The organism is Catenovulum sediminis, from assembly GCF_007289895.1.
In the GTDB taxonomy this organism is placed as follows: domain Bacteria; phylum Pseudomonadota; class Gammaproteobacteria; order Enterobacterales; family Alteromonadaceae; genus Catenovulum; species Catenovulum sediminis.
Genome location: NZ_CP041660.1, coordinates 1,049,080 through 1,070,539, shown reverse-complemented (window position 1 = coordinate 1,070,539; position 21,460 = coordinate 1,049,080). Strand labels below are relative to the sequence as shown.

Here is a 21,460-nt window from a genome sequence, read left to right as displayed (position 1 = left end):
CGAAGGGGCTATAATGATGAACTTTAAACACCTAACTCAATTGTCACTCTTAAGTGTAGTCGTAACCAGCTTAGGTGTCGGCTGTAGCACCGAGTTCCAATCCCAAAGTATGGACAAGAAGGTAATGCCGACAGCATATGAGGGTTACACCGGTGTTTACCCCGGTTTCACACTTAAGCTGGATGAAAGGTTTGATGCTTTTAACGAGCAAATTTGGGCTAAAGGGGATGGTGCTGTGGGTAATGAATCAGACTGTCGCTTTCAGCCGCAGGGTGTGCAAGTTGTCGATGGTTTACTCAATTTAATTATTCAGCAGGAAGAGATAGAGGCTGGTTTTTCAGTTGATCATCAGAAAGATAAAAAAGCCTACTCATATTCTTGTGGCGAATTAAGAACCGTTGAACAAAAAAAAGTCAAATTTGGCCGTTTCGAAACGCGTATGAAAGCGCCAAATAGAGAAACAGCGTCTGGTTACATTTCGTCACTGTTCACTTATACCAATTCTGGATTACAAGAATGGGAAGAAATCGATGTCGAGTTGGAAGGTGGTCGACCTGACAAGTTTCAAGCGAATTTAATTTATGGTTTAAATACCGTGAATTGGAGCAAAACCAGAGAGTGGGGCGCATGGGAAGATAAAATAGTCGTAGGCCCGGTAGATGACTGGCGCGTTTTTGCGATTGAATGGACGCCGGATGCAATTAAGTGGTTTGTGGATGGTACTCTAGTAAAGACATTATCACAAAGCGATCTTAATTGTGAGCCAAGCTGCAAACCACCACAAATACATAAGACGCCAATTCCAGATAATTTAACGCAATTAATGATGAATTTTTGGATCCCTAATGATCAAATTCAAGATGTCTTTGGTGGTAATAAACATAGAAACCTTTACCCAATGATTACTCAATATGACTGGATCCGTATCTACGAATGGGATAATGCTCCCTTTGAAAATTGGTAAACTATTGACCATTACATATAGGTTTTGGACGATTGGATTGCTCCCTTGAGTACTGAAAGAAAAGCAACGCGGCTCTTTTATGTAAACTTTTGTTTACATAAAAGAGCAAAATAAGCTGATTTTTATTGTTTTTTTTCAGGAACTTGGTTTTAAGAAAATCGCAATATCAAGGTTTTTGTCTATACTTCTATTACAGTTTGGGTATGAAATATTTGGAAATCGTTAACTTAATGTTGACATAATTCTGTTTATTTCATAACCTCTTGTTGGAAGCGCTTTCATGTGTTGGCGACCGATTGCTTTTTGTAAAAAGAAATGAATAGATTTCTGTAAGCGCTTTCAGTTGTGTGTAGATAAACGTGTTGTGAAAATATAATTAAACTAAGGGTAAAACTCATGGGACACATTCCATTTAGACCAAAATTATTAGCATCTGCTGTCACAGTAGCAATGCTGGCTGCAAATGCACAAGTTGCTAACGCTGCCGAAGGTGCAGATGAAGCGGTTGACGAAACTATTGTGATTACAGGTATTCGCGGAAGTTTGATGCGTGCGATGGATATGAAGCGCGATGCTCAAGGTGTTGTTGATGGCATTTCTTCTGAGGATATCGGTAAATTCCCTGACACCAACTTAGCTGAATCACTGCAGCGTATTACCGGTGTTTCAATCGATCGTTCAAATGGTGAAGGTTCAAAAATTACGGTTCGTGGTTTAGGTTCTGATTTTAACCTCGTAACTTTAAACGGCCGTCAAATGCCTACTTCTGGTTTGACTGGTACAGCAATTAATAGTTCTCGTTCTTTCGATTTCGCGAATATTGCTTCTGAAGCAGTCAGTGGTGTTGAAGTATACAAAACTTCCCGTGCAGATATTTCTACTGGTGGTATTGGTGCAACCGTTAACGTTTTAACGGCTCGTCCCTTAAATGATCCCGGTTTAAACTTTGCTGTTGGTGTAAAAGGTGTTATCGACAAATCGACAGACAAAGGCGATAGCATTACGCCTGAAATTTCTGGTATATACAGCCAAACGTTTGCTGATGACAAATTTGGTATTGCAATTTCTGCCAGTCATCAGGAACGTAACGGTGGCAATAAACAAGCTAATATAGGTAACTGGCATACGCAAACTCAAGAAGGGGTTGACCAAGGTGGTTGGTTCTCTGGTGGCATGGATAATGCGGATCAAGCGAATGTATTGGGTAAAGATGATGGCTTTGCCTCAAGTGATACTTTTAACCGCCCGCAAAACTTTGGTTATGAATATAATGACTTTGAACGAACTAGAGACAATGCACAATTAGTAGTGCAGTTTGCACCTAGTGATGCTTTAACATTTACTGCTGACTACACTTATACTAAAAATGAGATAACTAATGTACAAAACCGTATGAGTGCATGGTTTTGGGAAGGTGAAAGAATTGATGCCGGTAATGGTAAGTCGTTGTGGACTGGTGATAAAAATAAAACGCCTTTGGTTTGGCATTCACTCGCAGGTCCTGATTTAACGTTCGGTACCGCTGCATTCGGTGAAGTGCACGAAAACAAATCACTGGGTTTTAATGTCGAGTGGGATGTATCAGATAATTTAAGCTTTGAATTTGACGCACATGATTCGACTGCAGAATCTGGTTCAGCTAGCCCATTTGGTAATAGCTCGGTGGTCGAATTCGCTAATGGCTCACGTTTAAATTCAACCATTGACTTTAGACAGGATTTCCCAGTTATCGGTATTGAGACAACACCAGGAAATGATGCATCAGCAGATGAAATTTATGCGACGGGTAGTTCATTGCGTAATAGCCAATTTACAAATGACGTTAGTCAAGTTCAACTCAAAGGTAAATACACTTTTGATGAGGGTGTCATTACCAGTGTCGATTTTGGTATTGGTGCAACCGAAAATACAGTACAAGCTGTTTTTATGAAAGCTGAACGCGCTACTTGGGGTGGTGAAGGTACACCTGAGAATATCGATGACGGTATTTTTAGTGCCCAGTCTTCATCTAATACAATCGATAATTTATCAAATCAAGGTATCGATGCTAACGGCAACCCTTACGATGTGTTTGACTTGTTCTATACATTCTCAACTCAGGATGCAACAGATCAAGTAGCAAGCTTTGCAGCACCTGATAATAGTGCTGATAATGTTGTAGACCCTGCTGTTTGGCCATGTGCCGACCGCTTTTGTGTCACTGAGAACTGGACAACCGATGAACGGGTAAAGGAAGAAATGTTGGCTGCTTATATGCAAGCGAACTTCGAAGTTGAGCTGGGTGATATGTATTTGAAAGGTGCAGCAGGTTTTAGATACGAACAAACTGATGTGACTTCAAATGCGATGGTGCCTGCTTATACTGCGGTAAACTGGGTATCAAATAATGAATTTGAGACAGTCGATTCTGGTGAAAGTGCGTTCACTGAATTTTCAGGTGACTACTCTAACTTTTTACCTAATTTAGACCTTTCACTTGAAATAACAGATGATTTGAAGGTCAGAACTTCTTTCAGTGAAACAATTGCTCGTGCAACATATAATCATTTGCGTGGTGGTGTCGCGATCACGTCACTGAGAAGCACGACTTCTCGAGCTGAGCGTGGTGAGCCTGGGTTATTACCTCATGAATCACAAAATTTCGACTTAAGTGTTGAATGGTATTTTGATGATGCAAGTTATGCGTCTATTGGGTATTTCCATAAGAAAGTTGAAAATTATGTCGGTTCAAGAACGCAAACCCAGCCATTATTTGATTTAAAGATGCCAGCAAACGGGCCTAGAGCTGCGGATGCAAGAGCAAATATCAGTGATCCAAATGATCAAGGCGCAATTCGTCAATACTTGTTTGATAATTATGGTGAAGCGGATGGTGTGTTTGTAACAGGACAAGATGCTTCAGGTAATCCAACTGGGTATATCCAATCAGTTGATGGTGATCCGGCAATCTCATTTGAAACCAAGGTTCCATTTAACGAAAAAGAAGCGACAATTGACGGTGTCGAAATTGCATTGCAACATACTTTTGAAAGTGGTTTTGGTGCACAAGTTAACTATACGTTTGTGGAAAGTGATGCAGAGTATGATCCAAACGTATTTAACGAGCAGTTCGCACTGCCGGGCTTAAGTGATACAGCGAACGTTGTTGCATTTTATGATAAAGATGGAATTCAAGTGCGTATCGCGTATAACTGGCGTGATGCTTTCTTAAACTCTACGGATAATGGGAATAATAACCCTAGAATTACTGAGGAATATTCGCAAATTGATGTAAACGCTAGTTATGATGTAACAGAGCAAGTAACTGTGTTTGTTGAAGCCATTAATTTGACCGATGAAACTCAGCGAATGCATAGTCGTTACCAAAATGAGCTGTTAAATGCGATAGAGCAAGGTGCACGTTATAACATTGGTGCCCGCTTTACTTTTTAATTTGATTTAGTGTTTGTGTGTGTCAAGCCGCTCTTATGAGCGGCTTTTTTAATCATGAGCCAGACAATATTATCGAGTTTTTACGGTAAAGAGTGAGTCATTGTAAGATGCACTGTTAAAGCGACACAATTATTGCTATTTTTAATTCAAGATATTTAAAAACAGCAACGTCAATAATTCATATTATTCGAATGCGATATTTTTACTCAAAAATTCAGTTTTTGCGGAGATAACATGGCCAATCATGTTTTATTAAATAATGTTGAACATAAAGATCTTAAAGTTATCACTCAGCGTGGTGTTAAGTATGGCGACAATGTGATGTTCGCTCCCACTTTCCCGGAAGAGTTTCAAAACTTACAAGTATATTACCCTATCGTGTTTTATAAAGATTCAAGTTCAGGGCAATTACAGCCCTGTGCTTTGTTTGGTTTTGAACAGGGACAAAATCTTTTTCTTAATGATTCTGGTTGGGATAGCGAATACATACCTAACATTATTCAAACGCAACCATTTTTAATTGGCTTGCAAAAGCAAATAGAGAATAGCCAGGAAGTGACCCAAGCGGTTTTGCACATTGATTTAGATAGTCCAAGAATCAGTAAATCAGAAGGTACACCTATATTTTTAGAGTTTGGCGGTAACAGCGAGTATTTGAGTTACGTAAGTGGCCTTTTAGGGGCAGCGCATGCAGGGGTTGAAAGTAGTAAAAAATTTGCAAATATGCTGAATGAGTTAGAGTTGATCGAGCCTTTTACGGCAGAGATTGAACTTAAAGATGGTTCTAAAAATACATTGTCTGGGTTTTGGACTATTAATGAAGATAAATTGTCTCAGCTTTCAGCTGAAAACCTTTACTGTTTAAATTCTAATGGTTATTTGAAACAAATTTATATGGTAATTGGTTCATTATCCAATTTTAGAAAGCTAATAGAAAGACAGAATAAACGACTCAAATAAAAATAAGTTGTTAGGTTATGCCTATGGAAGTCAGTTAAATATTCGGAGATTTAAATTGTACAATAAATCTGGTATTCAAAAAGTGGTTATAGCTGGTGGAGGCACCGCGGGTTGGATGGCTGCAGCGGCGCTGGCAAAATTGATTGGCAAGAATATTGATATAAAACTGGTCGAATCGGATGAAATTTCAACGGTGGGGGTGGGAGAGGCGACCATTCCGCCATTAAAAACATTTCACCAGTTATTAAAAATCAATGAAGCTGAATTTATGCGTTTCACACAAGCGACATTTAAACTTGGTATCAACTTTGAAAACTGGAAAGATAAAGAAACTGAGTATTTCCACTCTTTTGGGACGACCGGTAAAGATTGTTGGGCTGCAACGTTTCAGCATTTTTGGTTACGAGGACGCAGAGAAGGGTTTGAAGCTGATTATGGTGAATATTGTTTAGAACTACAAGCTGCGAAAAATAAAAAATTCGCCCATCTAAAAGACAACTCTTTAAATTATGCTTACCATTTAGATGCTGGGTTGTACGCAAAATTTCTCCGTAACATTGCTGAGCAGCATGGCGTTCGAAGAATAGAAGGAAAAATTCATAAGGTCAAATTGTCGAATGACAGTGGCTATATTGAATCTTTGCTGCTGGCCGATGGGCAATCGATAGAGGGCGATCTGTTTATCGATTGTACTGGATTCCGGGGCTTATTAATCGAACAAGCGTTGCATACGGGGTATGAAAATTGGTCACATTGGTTACCTTGTGATAGTGCAATCGCTGTACAAACAGAAGCCGAGGAAGCGCCCCTACCTTACACCCGATCTGTGGCACGAGATTCTGGTTGGCAATGGAAAATCCCGTTACAAAAACGGTGTGGCAATGGAATTGTATATTGCAGTCGTTACCAGTCGAATGAATCAGCTGAAGAAGAATTGCTGCGCAATGTGAGTGGTAAATTACTCACCGAACCAAAAACGATAAAGTTCACAACTGGAGTACGGCGAAAACAATGGAATAAAAACTGTGTCGCGCTAGGCTTATCTAGCGGGTTCATTGAACCATTAGAGTCTACAAGTATTCATTTAATTCAACGAGGTATCATTCGATTAATCCAGTTGTTCCCAACAGCTAAAATTGAGCAAGCGAATATTGATGAATTTAATGAGCAAGCTCGAATTGAAACAGAGTTCGTTCGGGATTTTATTATATTGCACTATAAAGTAACAGAGAGAAAAGACAGTGCTTTTTGGCAGTATTGCAAAAATATGGAAGTTCCGGAGAGTTTACAACGGAAGATTGATTTGTTTAGTGATTCCGGTTGCGTTTTTAAAGAACCATGGGACTTGTTCGCTGAAAATTCCTGGATTCAAGTTATGCTAGGGCAGGGTATTACACCTAAAACTTATCACCCAATTGCAGATATGATGAGTGAGCAGGAGCAAACACTTTTTTTAAACGGTATTCGTGCTAGCGTCAGAAAAACGGTTGAAATGTTACCAATACATGCACAATATTTAAAACAATATTGCCCTTCTAGTTAAATGCCAGAGTAACAGCCGAAACCCACGCTGAAAGTTAAGACAAGCAGACAAAAATGATAGTGGTTGATAAAAAAGTTAAAGAAATCAGGAGTTGTACCATTGGGGATTTGCCTGAAGCGTTATTGACGTCAGAGCAACCCTATGTGATAAAAGGATTATGTCAGAGCTGGCCTGTTGTTAAAGCGGGCCAACAATCCGCACGCCATGCAGATGAATATATTCGGCGTTTTTATCGTGGGCAAAAAGTAGGCGTGTTTCACGGGCAACCTGAAATTGCTGGACGTTATGCATATAACGAAGATCTGTCTAATTTAAACTTCGACAGGGCGATGGTGCCGTTAGATCAGGTATTAGATAAAATTTTTCAGCATTTAGATGATGCACAACCCCCTAGCTTTTATGTTGGCTCAACCGCTATCGAGCAGTGCTTACCAGGTTTTGAAAGCGAGAATAACCTTTTTCTTCAAGACAAAGGGGGGCAAGAGAAAGGTTTACTGGGTAAAAAACCGCATGCCAGCATCTGGATTGGCAATCAGTCGCGTATTTCTGCACATTTTGATTTACCGGACAACATTGCAGTTAATGCGGTGGGTAAACGCCGTTTTACACTTTTTCCGCCTGAGCAGCTAGAAAATTTATATATTGGCCCGCTGGAGTTTAACCCTGCAGGACAGGCTATTAGTTTAGTTGATTTTCATCAGCCAGATTATAACAAGTATCCTAAATTCAAACAGGCAATTGAGCAGGCGCTAGTGGCCGAGCTTGAACCCGGTGATGCGTTATTTATTCCAGCTATGTGGTGGCACCATGTTGAAAGTTTAGCGCGTTATAACATACTGGTTAACTATTGGTGGCGTCAATCACCTGATTTTATGGAAACACCAGCGGGTGTATTAACCTATGCTCAAATGACAATCCGTGACTTGCCGCCGGCTCAAAAGGCTGCTTGGAAAAACTTATTTGAGTATTATGTTTTTGGTGATGCTGACAAACCTCGGCAACATATACCGCCCCACAGCCAAGGGTCGTTGGCACCGATGAATGAAAATATAGTACGCAGGTTACGTTCGTTGGTTTTGAATAGGCTTAATCGCTAGTTGGCACGTACATCGGCTCGTCTCTCATTATTAAGTTAAAGGGCTATGTGCAGTTGAAAGCGCTTACCTTTAATTATCAGCTAGAGCGGCTCGTGACAGTATTAGTCAATGAAACAAGGAATTCTTTTTATGGCAAGAGAAACGGCGTTTTCGTTTAAGAAATTGATTTGGCTCTTGTTGTTTGCGATCCCTTTGTCGCTGGCTGTATTGTTGTTTGCTGCTGCTTATAAAGATATGAAATCACTGCACATGCTAGAAAAAAATCGCAGTGCATTTCCTAAGTTATTCGCGCAAACTACAATACCAGCTGAAAAAGGCGGTTTTAGCGAGCTGCATAGCCTGCTGATTTACCATAAATCACAAATTCTTTTTGAACAATATTACGTCGGCAATCAAGATTACATCGATTTTTCCGCCGGCATTAAACGGATACACAGCCAAAGAATTAAACAATGGCAACAGGACGACTTGCACTATATTGCGTCTGTTAATAAAAGCATTAGTGCACTGATAGTGGGGAGTTTACTGCCAGCGTTTAATTTCACTGCGGATACAAACGTCGCTCAACTTTTAACCGAAAAAGAACAAGCATTACTGAGTAAATGCGAAGCACACCAAGATTTGACTATTTTTGATGCGTTGACAATGCAAACGGCTTATCAATGGGATGAATGGCAGGGCGATGATTTAAAAAACTTGTGGCAGCAAGCTGATTTCGTAACCTATCTATTATCACAAGATTGTTCGTCAGAGAAAAAATATTGGACCTATAACAGCGCCTTGCCAAATTTTTTGTTGAGCCTGTTTGATCGTAAACTAAGGCAGGAGCGGCAAACTACATTGAAGGATTGGACCGATCAGAATTTGTTTTTACCGCTTGAAATTACAGAGTATCAATGGTTTCAGCAGCCAAACGGAGCGCCAGAAGCATCAGCCAGAATGTTTATGCGCAGCCGCGATTTATTAAAATTGGGTCAGTTACTTTTAAACCAAGGCGCTTGGCAGGGAACGCAAATAGTAGATGCGAGTTGGGTAAAACAAATGCAGCAGCCGCACGTTGCTGTCAATGAAGAGCATTATGGCTATTATTTGTGGTTGCGTGACTATGCAGGCTATTCTGCATGGGTAATGGAAGGAGATGGGGGCCAGTATGTAATTACGGTTCCCAGTTTACAATTGGTGATTGTGATAACACAGGGACACTACCTCAACTGGCCGGTCTATTCTGAGCAAAGTAGAAGATTGGTGGAAAATTTCATCATCCCTCAAATTAAGTCAATGATTGCATTAAGCAAGCAGGTAGAGATGTGAGTCGCGCTTATGTTGATTTATGTGGTAAATAATGTCACTCAGGCTTCCCCCGGATTAACCGAGCGAATTTATAATCTGCACGATGTTTTTTTGTTTGTAACGGTTTGTGAAGCCATGCTTTTAGCTGTTTATCGCTTATTGCCACCAACCAAGCGGACACTGGAAAGTTATTTGTTAGCGGCGTTTATGCTGATAATTGCGATTGACTGTCTGTGTTTAATTTTTATGTGGAACCCAGAATTAAAAAGTGCGTCATGGCTTGCGCAAACGCTGCTGCTATATGTCTATATTGTCGCTGAATTGCTTCGAGGCCCGGTTTTTTTATTGTTTATTTTAAGCTTAACAAGAAAAGATTTTTCACTAAAACTCAGCCATTTATTGCATTTTATTAGTCCCATTTTGGTGATTTTCCTGTTTTCTGTTTTTGCTATTCAATTAGATAATTACCGCTTCGCGCAGGGCAGTTTCAATCAGCAATTATCAGCCCGAATTATCTGGTATATGACGATACTTATCTCAATCATTTATGCGACGGCGGTTATTTGGGCGGTCAAAAAACACTATCAGGATTTACAAGTTAATTATTCTTCATTTTCACTTGAGCAGGTTATCTGGCTGACCATATTTAGCTGTTGTTTTATGCTGGTATGGGCTTGGTCTTTACTGATTGCATTTACAGATGACATTTGGGGAGGGCCAACGGCGGATAGTGTCGCGACCGCCTACAGTTATCTTGTTTTTATCTTAATTAATATCCTTATGTTGTTTAACCTTAAATACACTCAACAAATCACGCAATCAAAAGAGGTGAAAATTGAAAATGACACCGCAATAGAGGATGACTTTACACAAGATAATTGGCAACAGCTTACCTCACAAATTAAACACGCTTTAGATGAATCGAAAATTTATCTTCAGCCTAATTTAACCATTGAAGATTTAGCGCTGACGGTTGGCTCAAATGTCAAAGATGTATCAACGGCAATCAATAAAATTATGCAGACCAACTTTTATGAGTTGATTAACTTTCATCGAGTCGAGCATGCAAAGCGTTTGTTGTTACAAGAATCGACCCAAACACTCAGTATTATGGACATATTATTGCAATCTGGCTTTAATAATAAGTCTTCATTTCATCGTTTTTTTAATCGCTTTGTGCAAATGTCTCCCAGCCAATACCGTAAACAACATTTATAAAGCGTTTAATAACTTTAAGCTGATCAGCATAAAACCTGTTTCTGTGATAGACGTAAGATAACGCAAACGAATTTCAACTAGTGACCACTGGTCATAATGGGCATTGCCTACTCTTAAAGCTACATTAAAATCAATATCTTAGCTAAGTGTCTATTTTATTTTGTATTAAAAATGTTAATGGTGACGACAAATTTAAACATTCTGCTTAGATTTTGTGTATCGGGTTTTAATGGCCACTGATAGATCTGGATGTCATTGAAATCTTTCACGTGAAGACATTTGCTTCACTTACACATAACACACAATAATGGGTAATAGGTATGTTTAACATTAACAAAATGGTGTTTGCCGTACTGTCTGCAGGATTATTTGCACATGCACAAGCCAACACCAGTACCTCATACAATTACGGCGTCTTTACAGATACCACAACCGTCGATACTAAACTCGAAACAGGGTCCACATCGGATATTTACATTTGGAACCCAAACTCAATGCAACAGGGTAATATGCCCGCTTATGAAGGCAGCAATATCATCAGTTGGGATTATGTTTCTGAAAATCAATGGTTCGGCGGCGGGGTGCAGGCGAGAAATGCGCAAGACATGTCAGCTTTTGAGCAAGGCGTTCTAGAGTTTCAAATTAAAATTCCGGCGGATATCAGTTTTAAAGTGGGCGTTTCGGATACGTTTGGCAACGAACATTGGATTGATTTTGCCGCTCATCAGAATCAATATGGTTTAATCAGAGATGGTGAATGGAGTTTAGTTTCGATTCCCGTAAATGAACTGCGGGGGCAGTTTATTGCTCTGCACTCAATGAAAGACCTGTTTAATATAGCCAGCATCGACGGACAGTTGCCAGCCCGTACTTTTTCGTTAGGCATTGATGATATTCTCTGGCGGGTAAACTCGAATAGTGCGCAAACAGTGCGTGTTGAAGCTGAAGATTATAGTGCATTTTTCGATACCACAGCTGGTAATGTGGGAGGGGAATATCGTACTGATGATGTGGATATTCAATCTACAACAGACACGGATGGTGGTTTTAATGTAGGTTGGACAGATGCGGGCGAGTGGCTTGAATATCAGGTAGAGTTGCAAGCTGGTGAGTATCAATTAACCAGTCGAGTCGCCAGTCAAGTAAGTGGTGCGAATTACTCGGTTTTATTCTCAGGTGAAGCCGTTGGTAGTGCATCAGTTGATGCGACTGGCGGTTGGCAAAGTTATATTGATCAGGTATTAGGGACAATTTCTGTCAGCTCCGCGGGTCTACACACGATGCGAGTGAATATCGATTCAGGGCCTGTCAATATCAATTGGTTGCAGTTTGATCCTGTTACAGCTTGTCAATCAGCAAGCTGTATGGATAGCGATCAAGACGGCGTAACAGATGACATCGATCAATGCCCTAATACCAGTGCTGGGGCAAATGTTTCCGCTAATGGTTGTGAATATCCGACCACAGGTGCTTGTGGTATCGCAAGTGAATCCACAACTGGGGTTGTTTTTTATTGTAATGCAAGCTGGGCAGATTTGCATTACCGAGTAAACAATGGTGGGCAGCTAAATGTTGCGATGTCTTTAAATAACAACCAAATGCAGTATGAAGTTTCTAACCTCAATGATGGGGATCAAATTTGGTATTATTTCACGCATGAAAATAATGGCGGTGCAATCGATACTGAAGCCAACACTTATACTTTTAATGGGACAGTGGTTTCAGAGTCCGATGATGATCAAGATGGTGTTAATAATAACGTCGACCAATGCCCAAATACACCTTCAGGCGCTGCAGTGGATGCTGATGGCTGTGAAATACCATCAAACCCAGATGCAGACAATGATGGTGTTATCGATTCACAAGACCAATGTCCAAATACGCCAGCAAATGCCATGGTTGATTCGGTTGGCTGCCAAATAACAGATAGCGACAATGATGGTGTGGCCGATAGCGATGACCAGTGCCCCAATACACCCACTCATGATACGGTTGACTCGCAAGGATGTAGTATTGAGCTGGGGGCGGTTACCCCTTTATATAATGCGCAAACAGCACAAGAACCTGCAACGGTTTATAACCGAGGCGATGCTTGGGTTACACGTTTTTCCGATCGAGGTCGCGACCGTCACGCCAAAGACAGCATGCAAAATGACCACTATGACCACTATCTGGCGACTTATTGGATTTATCGTACTGCGCGGATCCAGATTGAAGACTATGTTGATCATGGCGGAGATAGAATTGATGTGACTTTTATCACCGAATGGGAATTGGGCGTTAAAGAGTTTAGGGCTTGGTTCTGGGCATTAATGCAACCGGTCAATTTCATCACAATATGGAACAAGATGTGATAGTGGTCGATGGCACACCCGGTACTTACAACAATGAATTTCAGCGCGTTAGCGATCAAGGTCATCAGTGGAAGTATCAGGTTTCAATTACCAGCAAGTGGTTAAATGGCGGGCAGCAAAGAATTCCACTGGCAAAGGGGCAGCGCATGGAATTTGAACTGAGCCAGTTTTTAATTCAACCCCCGAAGGTTCGAGAAAAAATTATTATGGCACGACATTTTTATACATAGTCGGTGAAGGTGGCTTAAAGCCCTTTGAGTGGGAAGTGGACTCCTATGACGATGGTTATCCAATTGCGAGCCAAGGGTTATTGGGCGGCGATACAACGTTAGGTTACAACTATACCAATGAACCCGCTGGACGATTTATGCAAATGGCCACTAATCTGAGCCATGTTAATGGCCAAGCTTTTGTTGAAGGTCGTCGTGTCCACCATACTAACTTTGAGACAGGCGAGCATGACGAGCGTTTTGAAAATGGAATTTGGAATGAACAGGTAGGTAAAGTCGGCACGCACTACATTCACGAATCTTGTTCAGGTTGTCATGTGCGCAATGGTCGTGCTTTTGTTGCTGATGTTGGCGAACCCTTAGATAAGTGGGTGTTTAAAATTGGTGATGAAGCGGGTAACCCGCACCCAGCGGCTGGACGCGTATTGCAACCCAATCAAATTGGCAATGTGGCGAGTGAGGGGAATGTTACCTTAGCGCCTTGGACTGAATTAACCAATGGTTTACGTCAGCCTAATTATGTTTTCAGCGGCATTCAGCCTGCGCAATTTTCTGCTCGCATTGCCCCTAATCTGGTGGGATTGGGACTCTTAGAAGCAGTTAGTGAAGAAGATATCATCGCTTGGGCAGATCCCGATGACAGCAAATCAAGCGACGGAATTTCGGGTAAAGTTTCTTTGGTGATTGATCCGGTCACAAGTGACACCCGCGTGGGACGTTTTGGCTATAAAGCAGCCACTTCCAGCGTGCGTCATCAAGTCGCAGCTGCTTTTAATAGTGATATGGGGGTGATGACTTCTGTGTTACCCACACCTGATTGTGGTTCGCAGCAAACCACATGTGGTAATCAACAGGGATCCGAGTTATCAGATGAAACATTAGATGACCTAGTTAAATATGTCAGTTTATTAGGGGTGCCAGCACGCCGCGATTTGACAGATTTGCAAACGTTACGAGGTGAAGACTTATTTGGTGAGATGAATTGTGCCGCTTGCCATCGACCTGAAATGCAAACCAGCGCACATCACCCATTGACAGAGTTGCGTAATCAAACAATTCGACCCTACACAGATTTGTTATTGCACGATATGGGACCCGGATTAGCCGATAACCTAGCTGAAGGCAGTGCATCAGGCGCTGAATGGCGAACAGCGCCCTTGTGGGGATTAGGACATACTGAAAGTGTGATGCTAGGTGATTTAAAAGGCAACGATCAGATATCCATCGTTAATGCGCAGCAAAGAGAACAAAATATGAATCGTATAGGTTACTTACACGATGGTCGTGCGCGTACAATCGAAGAAGCTATTCTCTGGCATGGAGGTGAAGCTGAAACGAGTAAAAATGCTTATCAAGCGTTATCACAAGCGGATAAAGATGCAGTTTTAGCATTTTTAAAATCGTTATAGGCGGAACAATTAGCCAACAGCGGAAAAAGCCTTATTGCTTTTTCCGCTTTTAAGTCTTTATCAATCAATAAATCATTAAAATTTAAATAATTTCCCTTGCTAGTTTAATAAATCCCTGCCTAAATATTAGTCATTGGCATAAAGGGGATTTAGCATGACAATTACCATTGGTATTACGCATCACACTGAGTATGTATACGACAAAGCAATTCGCATGGAGCCGCATACATTTCGTTTAAGACCCGCCCCGCATTGTCGGACACCGATTAAAAGTTATTCACTCAAAGTTTATCCTGAAACACATTTTATTAACTGGCAACAAGATCCTTTCGGGAATTATCTGGCACGTGTTGTTTTTCCTGAAAAAACTGAAAAATTTTGGTTCACCGTTGATTTAGTGGCTGAAATGACAGTCATTAATCCATTTGACTTTTTTGTTGAAGAGTACGCACAAACGTTCCCTTTTAGTTACCCAGAGCGGCTTAAAAAAGATTTAACGCCTTATCTGGAACACGACATTGCATCCGAGGCTTTTGTACAACTGATAGCGCGCTGTCAGCAAGAAAACAAAAAAGATACCAGTACCGTTGATTTTATCGTTAATGTGAATCGTATCATTTATCAAATGATTGAGTATGGCATTCGAATGGAAGCGGGCGTACAAACAATAGATGAAACGTTACAGAAAAAGTCGGGTTCATGTCGTGATTCATCCTGGCTTTTAGTTCAACTGTTCAGGCATCTTGGCATGGCCGCACGTTTTGTCTCTGGGTATTTAGTACAGTTGGCACCCGATGAAAAATCCCTTGATGGCCCGAGCGGTCCCGAAAAAGATTTTACTGACTTGCACGCATGGTGTGAGGTGTATGTACCGGGGGCCGGTTGGATAGGATTAGATCCGACCTCAGGTTTATTTGCTGGGGAAGGGCATATCCCGTTGGCATGTACTCCCGAACCGGGCTCCGCTGCGCCCGTATCTGGTGTGATTGAAAAATGTGAATCCACTTTCGATTTTTATAATAAAGTGGTTCGTGTGCACGAAATGCCGCGGGTGACTAAACCTTACTCAGAAGCTCAGTGGGCCGAAATTAATAAATTGGGTTTAACCGTTGATAATTTATTGCAGAAAAATGGCATTGAATTAACGATGGGCGGTGAACCGACCTTTATTTCAATTGATGATATGGAAAGCGAGCAATGGAACACCGCAGCCGAAGGAGAAGACAAGCGTCGTTTAGCACATCAGTTATTTAAAAAAATGCAAGCCACCTTTAGTCCGGGCAGTTTTACCCATTATGGTCAAGGCAAGTGGTATCCAGGTGAACCCCTGCCACGCTGGCAATATGCGTGTTATTGGCGAAGAGACGGCGAGCCGATTTGGAAATCTCCCGCGTTATTGGCTGACATTACTAAAGATTATGCAATTGATATAGATAAAACGGCAGCGTTTAGTCAGGCTTTGGTATTAGAGCTCGGATTACAAAAAAGCTGTATTACGACAGCCTACGAAGATATCTTATATCACCTGTGGCAAGAAGGTTGTTTGCCAGTTGACCCCGAACCTAAAACACCTGAGCTCCTGCATGCAATGAGCCGTAAAGGCTTCTTAGCCAAAATGGAAAAAGGCATTGAGCAACCGGTTGGTTATGTGATCCCACTCACGTGGGATGATAGTCAAAACCTTTGGCAGTCTTGCGTATGGCAATTTAAACGTCAGTATTGTTTTTTACTACCGGGCGATTCGCCCATTGGTTATCGATTACCTCTGTCTAGTTTAGGCGAAGCGGCCCCTTTAATAGAACGAGATCCGACTCAGTTGCCCGAACAGTTTGATGCTGCTGTACAGGCAAAAAATAAAGGTTATGTCGGCGAAGAATTACTGAAAACCGCGCTCGCGTTAGAATGTCGCGAAGGTAAACTGTATTTATTTATGCCGCCTTTACGTTGTGCTGAGCAATATTTGAGTTTATTAGCCAGTATCGAAAATGTCGCCGCTCAACAAAAGATACCGGTTGTGATTGAAGGTTATACACCGCCTTTTGATAGCCGAATTGAAAAGTTTGCAGTCACCCCCGATCCTGGTGTAATTGAAGTGAATATTCACCCGTCGGTTTCATGGCCAGAGCTAGTGGAACGCACACAGGTTTTGTATGGATTAGCGAAACAAAGTCGGCTAGGAACAGATAAATTTATGGTGGATGGTCGTCACACTGGCACGGGTGGTGGTAATCATGTAACCATGGGCGCGAAAACACCATTAGCCAGTCCATTTTTGCGTCGTCCGGACGTGCTGCGCAGTTTCATCACCTATTGGCAGCACCACCCGGGATTGTCTTATTTGTTCTCTGGATTATTTATTGGACCAACCAGTCAAGCGCCCAGAGTGGATGAAGCAAGGGATGAATTATTATACGAGCTGGAAATTGCATTTTCTAAAATGCCTGCTGGTGAAGTGGTACAGCCTTGGTTGGTTGACCGCTTGTTACGGCATTTGCTAGTGGATCTCACCGGCAACACGCATAGAGCTGAATTTTGTATTGATAAACTATATTCGCCAGACTCGGCAACAGGCCGTTTAGGTTTAGTCGAATTTCGCGGCTTTGAAATGCCGCCGCACGAGCGCATGAGCATGATGCAAATGTTGTTGTTAAGAACGCTGCTCGTTTGGTTTTGGCAAACGCCGTATCACAAACCTTTAGTGCGCTGGGGCACTGAATTACACGATAAATTTTTATTACCCGAATATGTCGAACAGGATATCGCTTCAATTTGCGATGATTTACAACAGGCAGGTTTTAATTTCAAACTAAGCTGGTTTGCACCCTTCTTTGAATTCAGATTTCCGCGTTGTGGACTGCGTAAAATTGATCAAGTTGAAATGGAACTACGCACTGCAATCGAGCCATGGCATGTATTGGGTGAAGAGTCGACATCCAGCGGCACCGCCCGAAGTGTTGATTCGTCCCTTGAGCGGGTACAGATAAAAGTGAAAGGGTTAGTCGGTGACCGCTATATCGTAACCTGTAATGGCCGGCGGGTGCCGATGCGACAAACACTTGAAAAAGGTCAAATGGTTGCCGGTATTCGCTATCGGGCATGGCAGCCACCCAATGCGTTGCACCCGACAATTGGAGTACATGCGCCTTTAGTATTTGATTTATTTGATACTTGGTCTGGCCGTTCCATAGGCGGTTTTACTTATCATGTTTCTCATCCAGGCGGTCGCAGTTTTGAAACCTTACCGGTGAATTCATATGAAGCAGAGGGACGTCGTATTGCGCGTTTTTGGAATCATGGCCATACGCCTGCTATTCAAGCTCAGCATAGTGCGCCGCAGAACGTTCATCAACAAACACAGCAGAATACACAGGATAAAAAGCAACCCGCGGTTTGGCACCCAAGAGAAATGCAGTACAGGTTTGAGATCCATCATGCATTACCCGATTTTGTCGTGCCAGCAGAAGAAAATATTAATCAGGACTATCCAAATACTTTAGATCTGAGAACAGAGCCAAAATTCAAATAGTGACTTACACTTAAGGTTGAACTTTGTACTATAGTGAAACGAATAACATGTTAGAAATGCCAGCTTGGTTGTCTAGCTATTTAAATGGTACACACCATCACGATGAAGTTGAACATCATAGTGGTGGTGACACCCAGCATTGGGATGTTTTGTTCGCCCGATTAGCTAATTTATCCGATAAAGACATTCACTTGCGAAGCAACGAAATAAAACGTTTGTTGCAAGACAGTGGCGTCACTTTTGGGATGAAAAACCAAACAAGTTGGCGTTTAGACCCGTTACCTTTGATGCTATCTGAAAATGATTGGCAAGTGATTAAAGCAGGGGTCATTCAGCGAACCGAGTTGTTGAATAAGATTGCCAATGACTTGTATGGCCATCAAGAATTATTACTCAATGGCTTGTTATCAGCCAGCCAGTTGAAAGCCAGTTCATCGTATTTGCGAGAATGCTATAGTTTTACCGGGACTGAACAAAAAATATTTGTTGCTGCTTATGACATTTACCGTGATAAAGATGGCCACTTTAAGGTGCTTGATGATCATCTACAAGCTCCGCAGGGGCTGGGGTTATTGTTAGAAAACCGCATTATCGCTAGACGCGTGATGGGAGATGAGTTTGCTGAATGCAATGTGCAACGTATCGCTAATTTCTTCAATAAAATTCAAGATAGTATTAATGATCTGACACCCAGTTTACGAGACCCTCGAGTGGTTATTTTAACTAAAGGGTCGGATGACCCATTCTATTCAGAACATGCTTTTTTATCTGCCTATTTGGGCAGTACCTTAGTACGTAGTGCGGATTTGACGGTTCGCAAAGGTAAAGTTTGGCTGAAATCACTTAAAGGGCTGCGTAAAGTTGATGTTATCGTGCGCTGGATTGATGATTCAGGATTAGACTCGTTAGAACAAAATGCTTATTCAATGGATGGGATCCCCGGTTTATTTCAGGCAGTGCGCAATCAGACAGTCAAAGTAATCAATCCGGTTGGTTGTGGTATTTTAGAAAGTGCTTGTGTTAAAACGAATATAAATCGCATTGCACAGTATTTTTTATCTGAACCTCTGATTTTAACTTCACCTGAGTGCTTACCCGCACACTTAAACTTACAGCTTGATACAACAAATTATGAGCTACTCAGTTATACCGACAAAAAAGTTTGTTTAGATGGTGAACAGCAAACGGTTGAAATTCAAGATTGTTTACAAGATAACCCACAAGATTATTATTTTAGACAAAAACCACAATTGAGTACCGCACCTTTTTGGGATGATCATAACCTGACCGCACTCCCTGTCATTATTCGCTGTTTTGCTTTGGTTACCGCAAATGGTGTTGAAGTTTTGCCCTCGGCTTTATGTTGTTTTTCGCAAAATACTCAACAGCGACTGGCATCCGGCTGGATAAAAGACACGTGGATCCGCAGTAAAAAGCCAGAAAGTCACGCCAATAAATTCCCTAAACTGACGAAAAAAATGTCAGATTTAGCACTATTAGACGGTGTTATTCCAAGCCGAACGGCAGAAAACTTATTTTGGTTAGGCCGTTATCTAGAGCGCGGCGAAAATACAGTACGCATGTTGCGTCTGTTAATAGATAGGTTTACAGAATTTTCAATTTACCCAGACAGCAACAACCAAAAAATAGTGACAAAACTGGTCGAGGCGATTGTTAATCAAAGTATCGTGCCACCTTATATCCACGCTAACAATACCAATGATAGCCAGTCTTACATTCCGCGTGAGATTGCCGCGCAATTATTTGCTGATAGCCAGTTTAGCGGGAGTTTACTCTGTACCTTAAAAGCATTAACCAACTCTGCGCTGCAAGTTAGAGAGCTATTGTCTTCTGACAGTTGGCGTATTATTGATGATATCCGTGACGAATTTAGACGCATTGAGCGTGCACCGGCTTCTGTTTCAACGCGAGTTATGCAGGCGACAGCGGATAGAATTATTGGTTATTTGATGGCCTTTAATGGTTCAACTTCTGACAGTATGTCTAACAGTAATGGTTGGTTTATGCTGGATATGGGAAGGCGTGTTGAAAGAAGTACTCAATTAGTCAGTATCATCGAAAATTTAATGACCGAACAAATGGCTGAATTAGAGCAGTTAAGCATGTTAGAAGCGATTTTAACCAGTCAGGTCAGTTTAATTACTCATAAACGCAGATATCGGATGTACCAAAGTGCCGAAACCTCGGTTGAATTATTGATATTGGATGCTGAGTATCCTCGTTCATTGTTGTATCAAATTGAACAGCTTAATCACTTGTGCAAGTTGCTGCCGAACAAGAGCACACCTGGTTTAATGGCGCCACATCAAAAGTTGTTGTTAAAAATGCAAACCATTTGTCATTTAGCTGAGCGTGAAACACTGGCTAGCGCAACATCAGGTAAGCGTTCTGAACTTGTTGACTTAATGAAATCGGTTAAAACCAGTCTGGATGCTTTTTCTGACTTGTTGATGTTGCAGTATTTTTCGCATACTAAAACCGCTGTCCCACTTAATTCGCTTTTTGGGAGCATAGATAAATCGTGAAATATACCGTTAAACACACAACGACATATCGCTATAGTGAGCCTGTTAGTTTGTGTCAAAACCATGCTCGCTTAACGCCTATTCAAAACAACTTTCAACATTGTTTATCCAGTCATCTGACCGCATCACCGAGTGTAGATTATCAAGAGTCGTTTATTGATTATTTTGGCAATCAGGTTACGGTATTTGATATTCCCACCCAGCATGATGTTTTAGAAGTCACCTCAATCAGTGAAGTCGAGATTTTTAACCGCCAACAAACCAGTTTGTTTGACTGGCAAATCCCATGGGAAAGTGTTGTCAATGCACTGCGTACACCCAATTCATTAATCTTATTGCAAGCCGCTGATTTTAGTACGCCTTCTATATTTACGCCGATTGATGAAAATATCCGAGCCTATGCAAATCAATCGTTTGTCCCCGGACGTTCAATTATTGCAGCCAGTGAAGATTTAATGGCACGTATTTTTAATGACTTTAAGTATGAGTCTGGATTTACCACGATAAGCACACCGTTAAGTGAAGTTTTTGCACACAAAAAAGGCGTTTGTCAGGATTTTGCACACTTTGCGCTCGCGTGTTTACGCAGTTTGGGTTTAGCGGCTCGTTATGTCAGTGGATACATAGAAACTATTCCACCTGAAGGTGAAGAAAAACTTGAAGGGGCAGATGCAACCCATGCGTGGTTTGCGGTTTTTGTACCGGATTTAGGTTGGGTTGATTTTGACCCCACCAATAATGTGTTACCTAACGAGCAACATATTACTTTAGCGGTAGGGCGTGATTTTGCCGATGTCACACCCTTAAAAGGTATCGTGTTTGGAGGAGGATCGCATCAACTGTCGGTCGCGGTTGATATGCGAAGGCAAGAAACGTTTTAACAGTAATTGT

13 protein-coding genes are annotated in these 21,460 nt (G+C 41.5%); all 13 read left to right on the top strand.

Translation table 11 applies throughout. The features are described from left to right. Window positions 1-13 precede the first annotated feature (13 nt). Window positions 14-964 carry a glycoside hydrolase family 16 protein gene (locus tag FNT16_RS04230; protein ID WP_246072356.1) on the top strand — a complete coding sequence of 317 codons (951 nt, stop codon included), beginning with the start codon at window positions 14-16 and terminating at the stop codon, window positions 962-964. A gap of 396 nt (window positions 965-1,360) precedes the next feature. Then, window positions 1,361-4,396 carry a TonB-dependent receptor gene (locus FNT16_RS04225; protein ID WP_143870374.1) on the top strand — a complete coding sequence of 1,012 codons (3,036 nt, stop codon included), beginning with the start codon at window positions 1,361-1,363 and terminating at the stop codon, window positions 4,394-4,396. 234 nt (window positions 4,397-4,630) lie between these two features. Beyond that, window positions 4,631-5,356, top strand: coding sequence for a SapC family protein (locus FNT16_RS04220; protein ID WP_143870373.1), 726 nt, complete (start codon window positions 4,631-4,633; stop codon window positions 5,354-5,356). 55 nt (window positions 5,357-5,411) lie between these two features. Then, entirely contained in the window at window positions 5,412-6,899 is a 1,488-nt protein-coding gene (locus tag FNT16_RS04215; protein ID WP_143870372.1) for a tryptophan halogenase family protein, read from the top strand. Window positions 6,900-6,952: 53 nt separating this feature from the next. Next, complete coding sequence (locus tag FNT16_RS04210; RefSeq protein ID WP_143870371.1) at window positions 6,953-7,996, top strand: cupin-like domain-containing protein; 1,044 nt, start codon at window positions 6,953-6,955, stop codon at window positions 7,994-7,996. Between the two features lie 129 nt (window positions 7,997-8,125). Beyond that, window positions 8,126-9,307 (top strand): serine hydrolase domain-containing protein, encoded by a 1,182-nt coding sequence (locus FNT16_RS04205; protein ID WP_185976682.1) that lies wholly within the window; start codon window positions 8,126-8,128, stop codon window positions 9,305-9,307. Window positions 9,308-9,316: 9 nt separating this feature from the next. Beyond that, window positions 9,317-10,504 (top strand): AraC family transcriptional regulator, encoded by a 1,188-nt coding sequence (locus FNT16_RS04200; protein WP_143870369.1) that lies wholly within the window; start codon window positions 9,317-9,319, stop codon window positions 10,502-10,504. A 320-nt stretch (window positions 10,505-10,824) separates the two neighbouring features. Continuing rightward, window positions 10,825-12,858 (top strand): carbohydrate-binding domain-containing protein, encoded by a 2,034-nt coding sequence (locus FNT16_RS04195; RefSeq protein WP_143870368.1) that lies wholly within the window; start codon window positions 10,825-10,827, stop codon window positions 12,856-12,858. Next, the gene (locus FNT16_RS04190; RefSeq protein ID WP_185976681.1) at window positions 12,843-13,088 is read left to right on the top strand and encodes a hypothetical protein; all 246 of its coding nucleotides are present in this window, start codon (window positions 12,843-12,845) and stop codon (window positions 13,086-13,088) included. The genes FNT16_RS04195 and FNT16_RS04190 overlap by 16 nt, the downstream gene beginning before the upstream one ends. Window positions 13,089-13,123: 35 nt before the next feature. Beyond that, on the top strand, window positions 13,124-14,497 hold the full coding sequence (locus FNT16_RS04185) for a di-heme oxidoredictase family protein (protein ID WP_143870366.1): 1,374 nt from the start codon (window positions 13,124-13,126) through the stop codon (window positions 14,495-14,497). Window positions 14,498-14,651: 154 nt separating this feature from the next. Next, window positions 14,652-18,023, top strand: coding sequence for a transglutaminase family protein (locus FNT16_RS04180; RefSeq protein ID WP_143870365.1), 3,372 nt, complete (start codon window positions 14,652-14,654; stop codon window positions 18,021-18,023). A 23-nt stretch (window positions 18,024-18,046) separates the two neighbouring features. Beyond that, window positions 18,047-20,569: a circularly permuted type 2 ATP-grasp protein gene (locus FNT16_RS04175; protein ID WP_246072354.1), complete on the top strand. Its 2,523-nt coding sequence runs from the start codon at window positions 18,047-18,049 to the stop codon at window positions 20,567-20,569. Further along, the gene (locus tag FNT16_RS04170; RefSeq protein ID WP_143870364.1) at window positions 20,566-21,450 is read left to right on the top strand and encodes a transglutaminase family protein; all 885 of its coding nucleotides are present in this window, start codon (window positions 20,566-20,568) and stop codon (window positions 21,448-21,450) included. Before FNT16_RS04175 ends, FNT16_RS04170 begins: the two co-directional genes overlap by 4 nt. Window positions 21,451-21,460 lie beyond the last annotated feature (10 nt).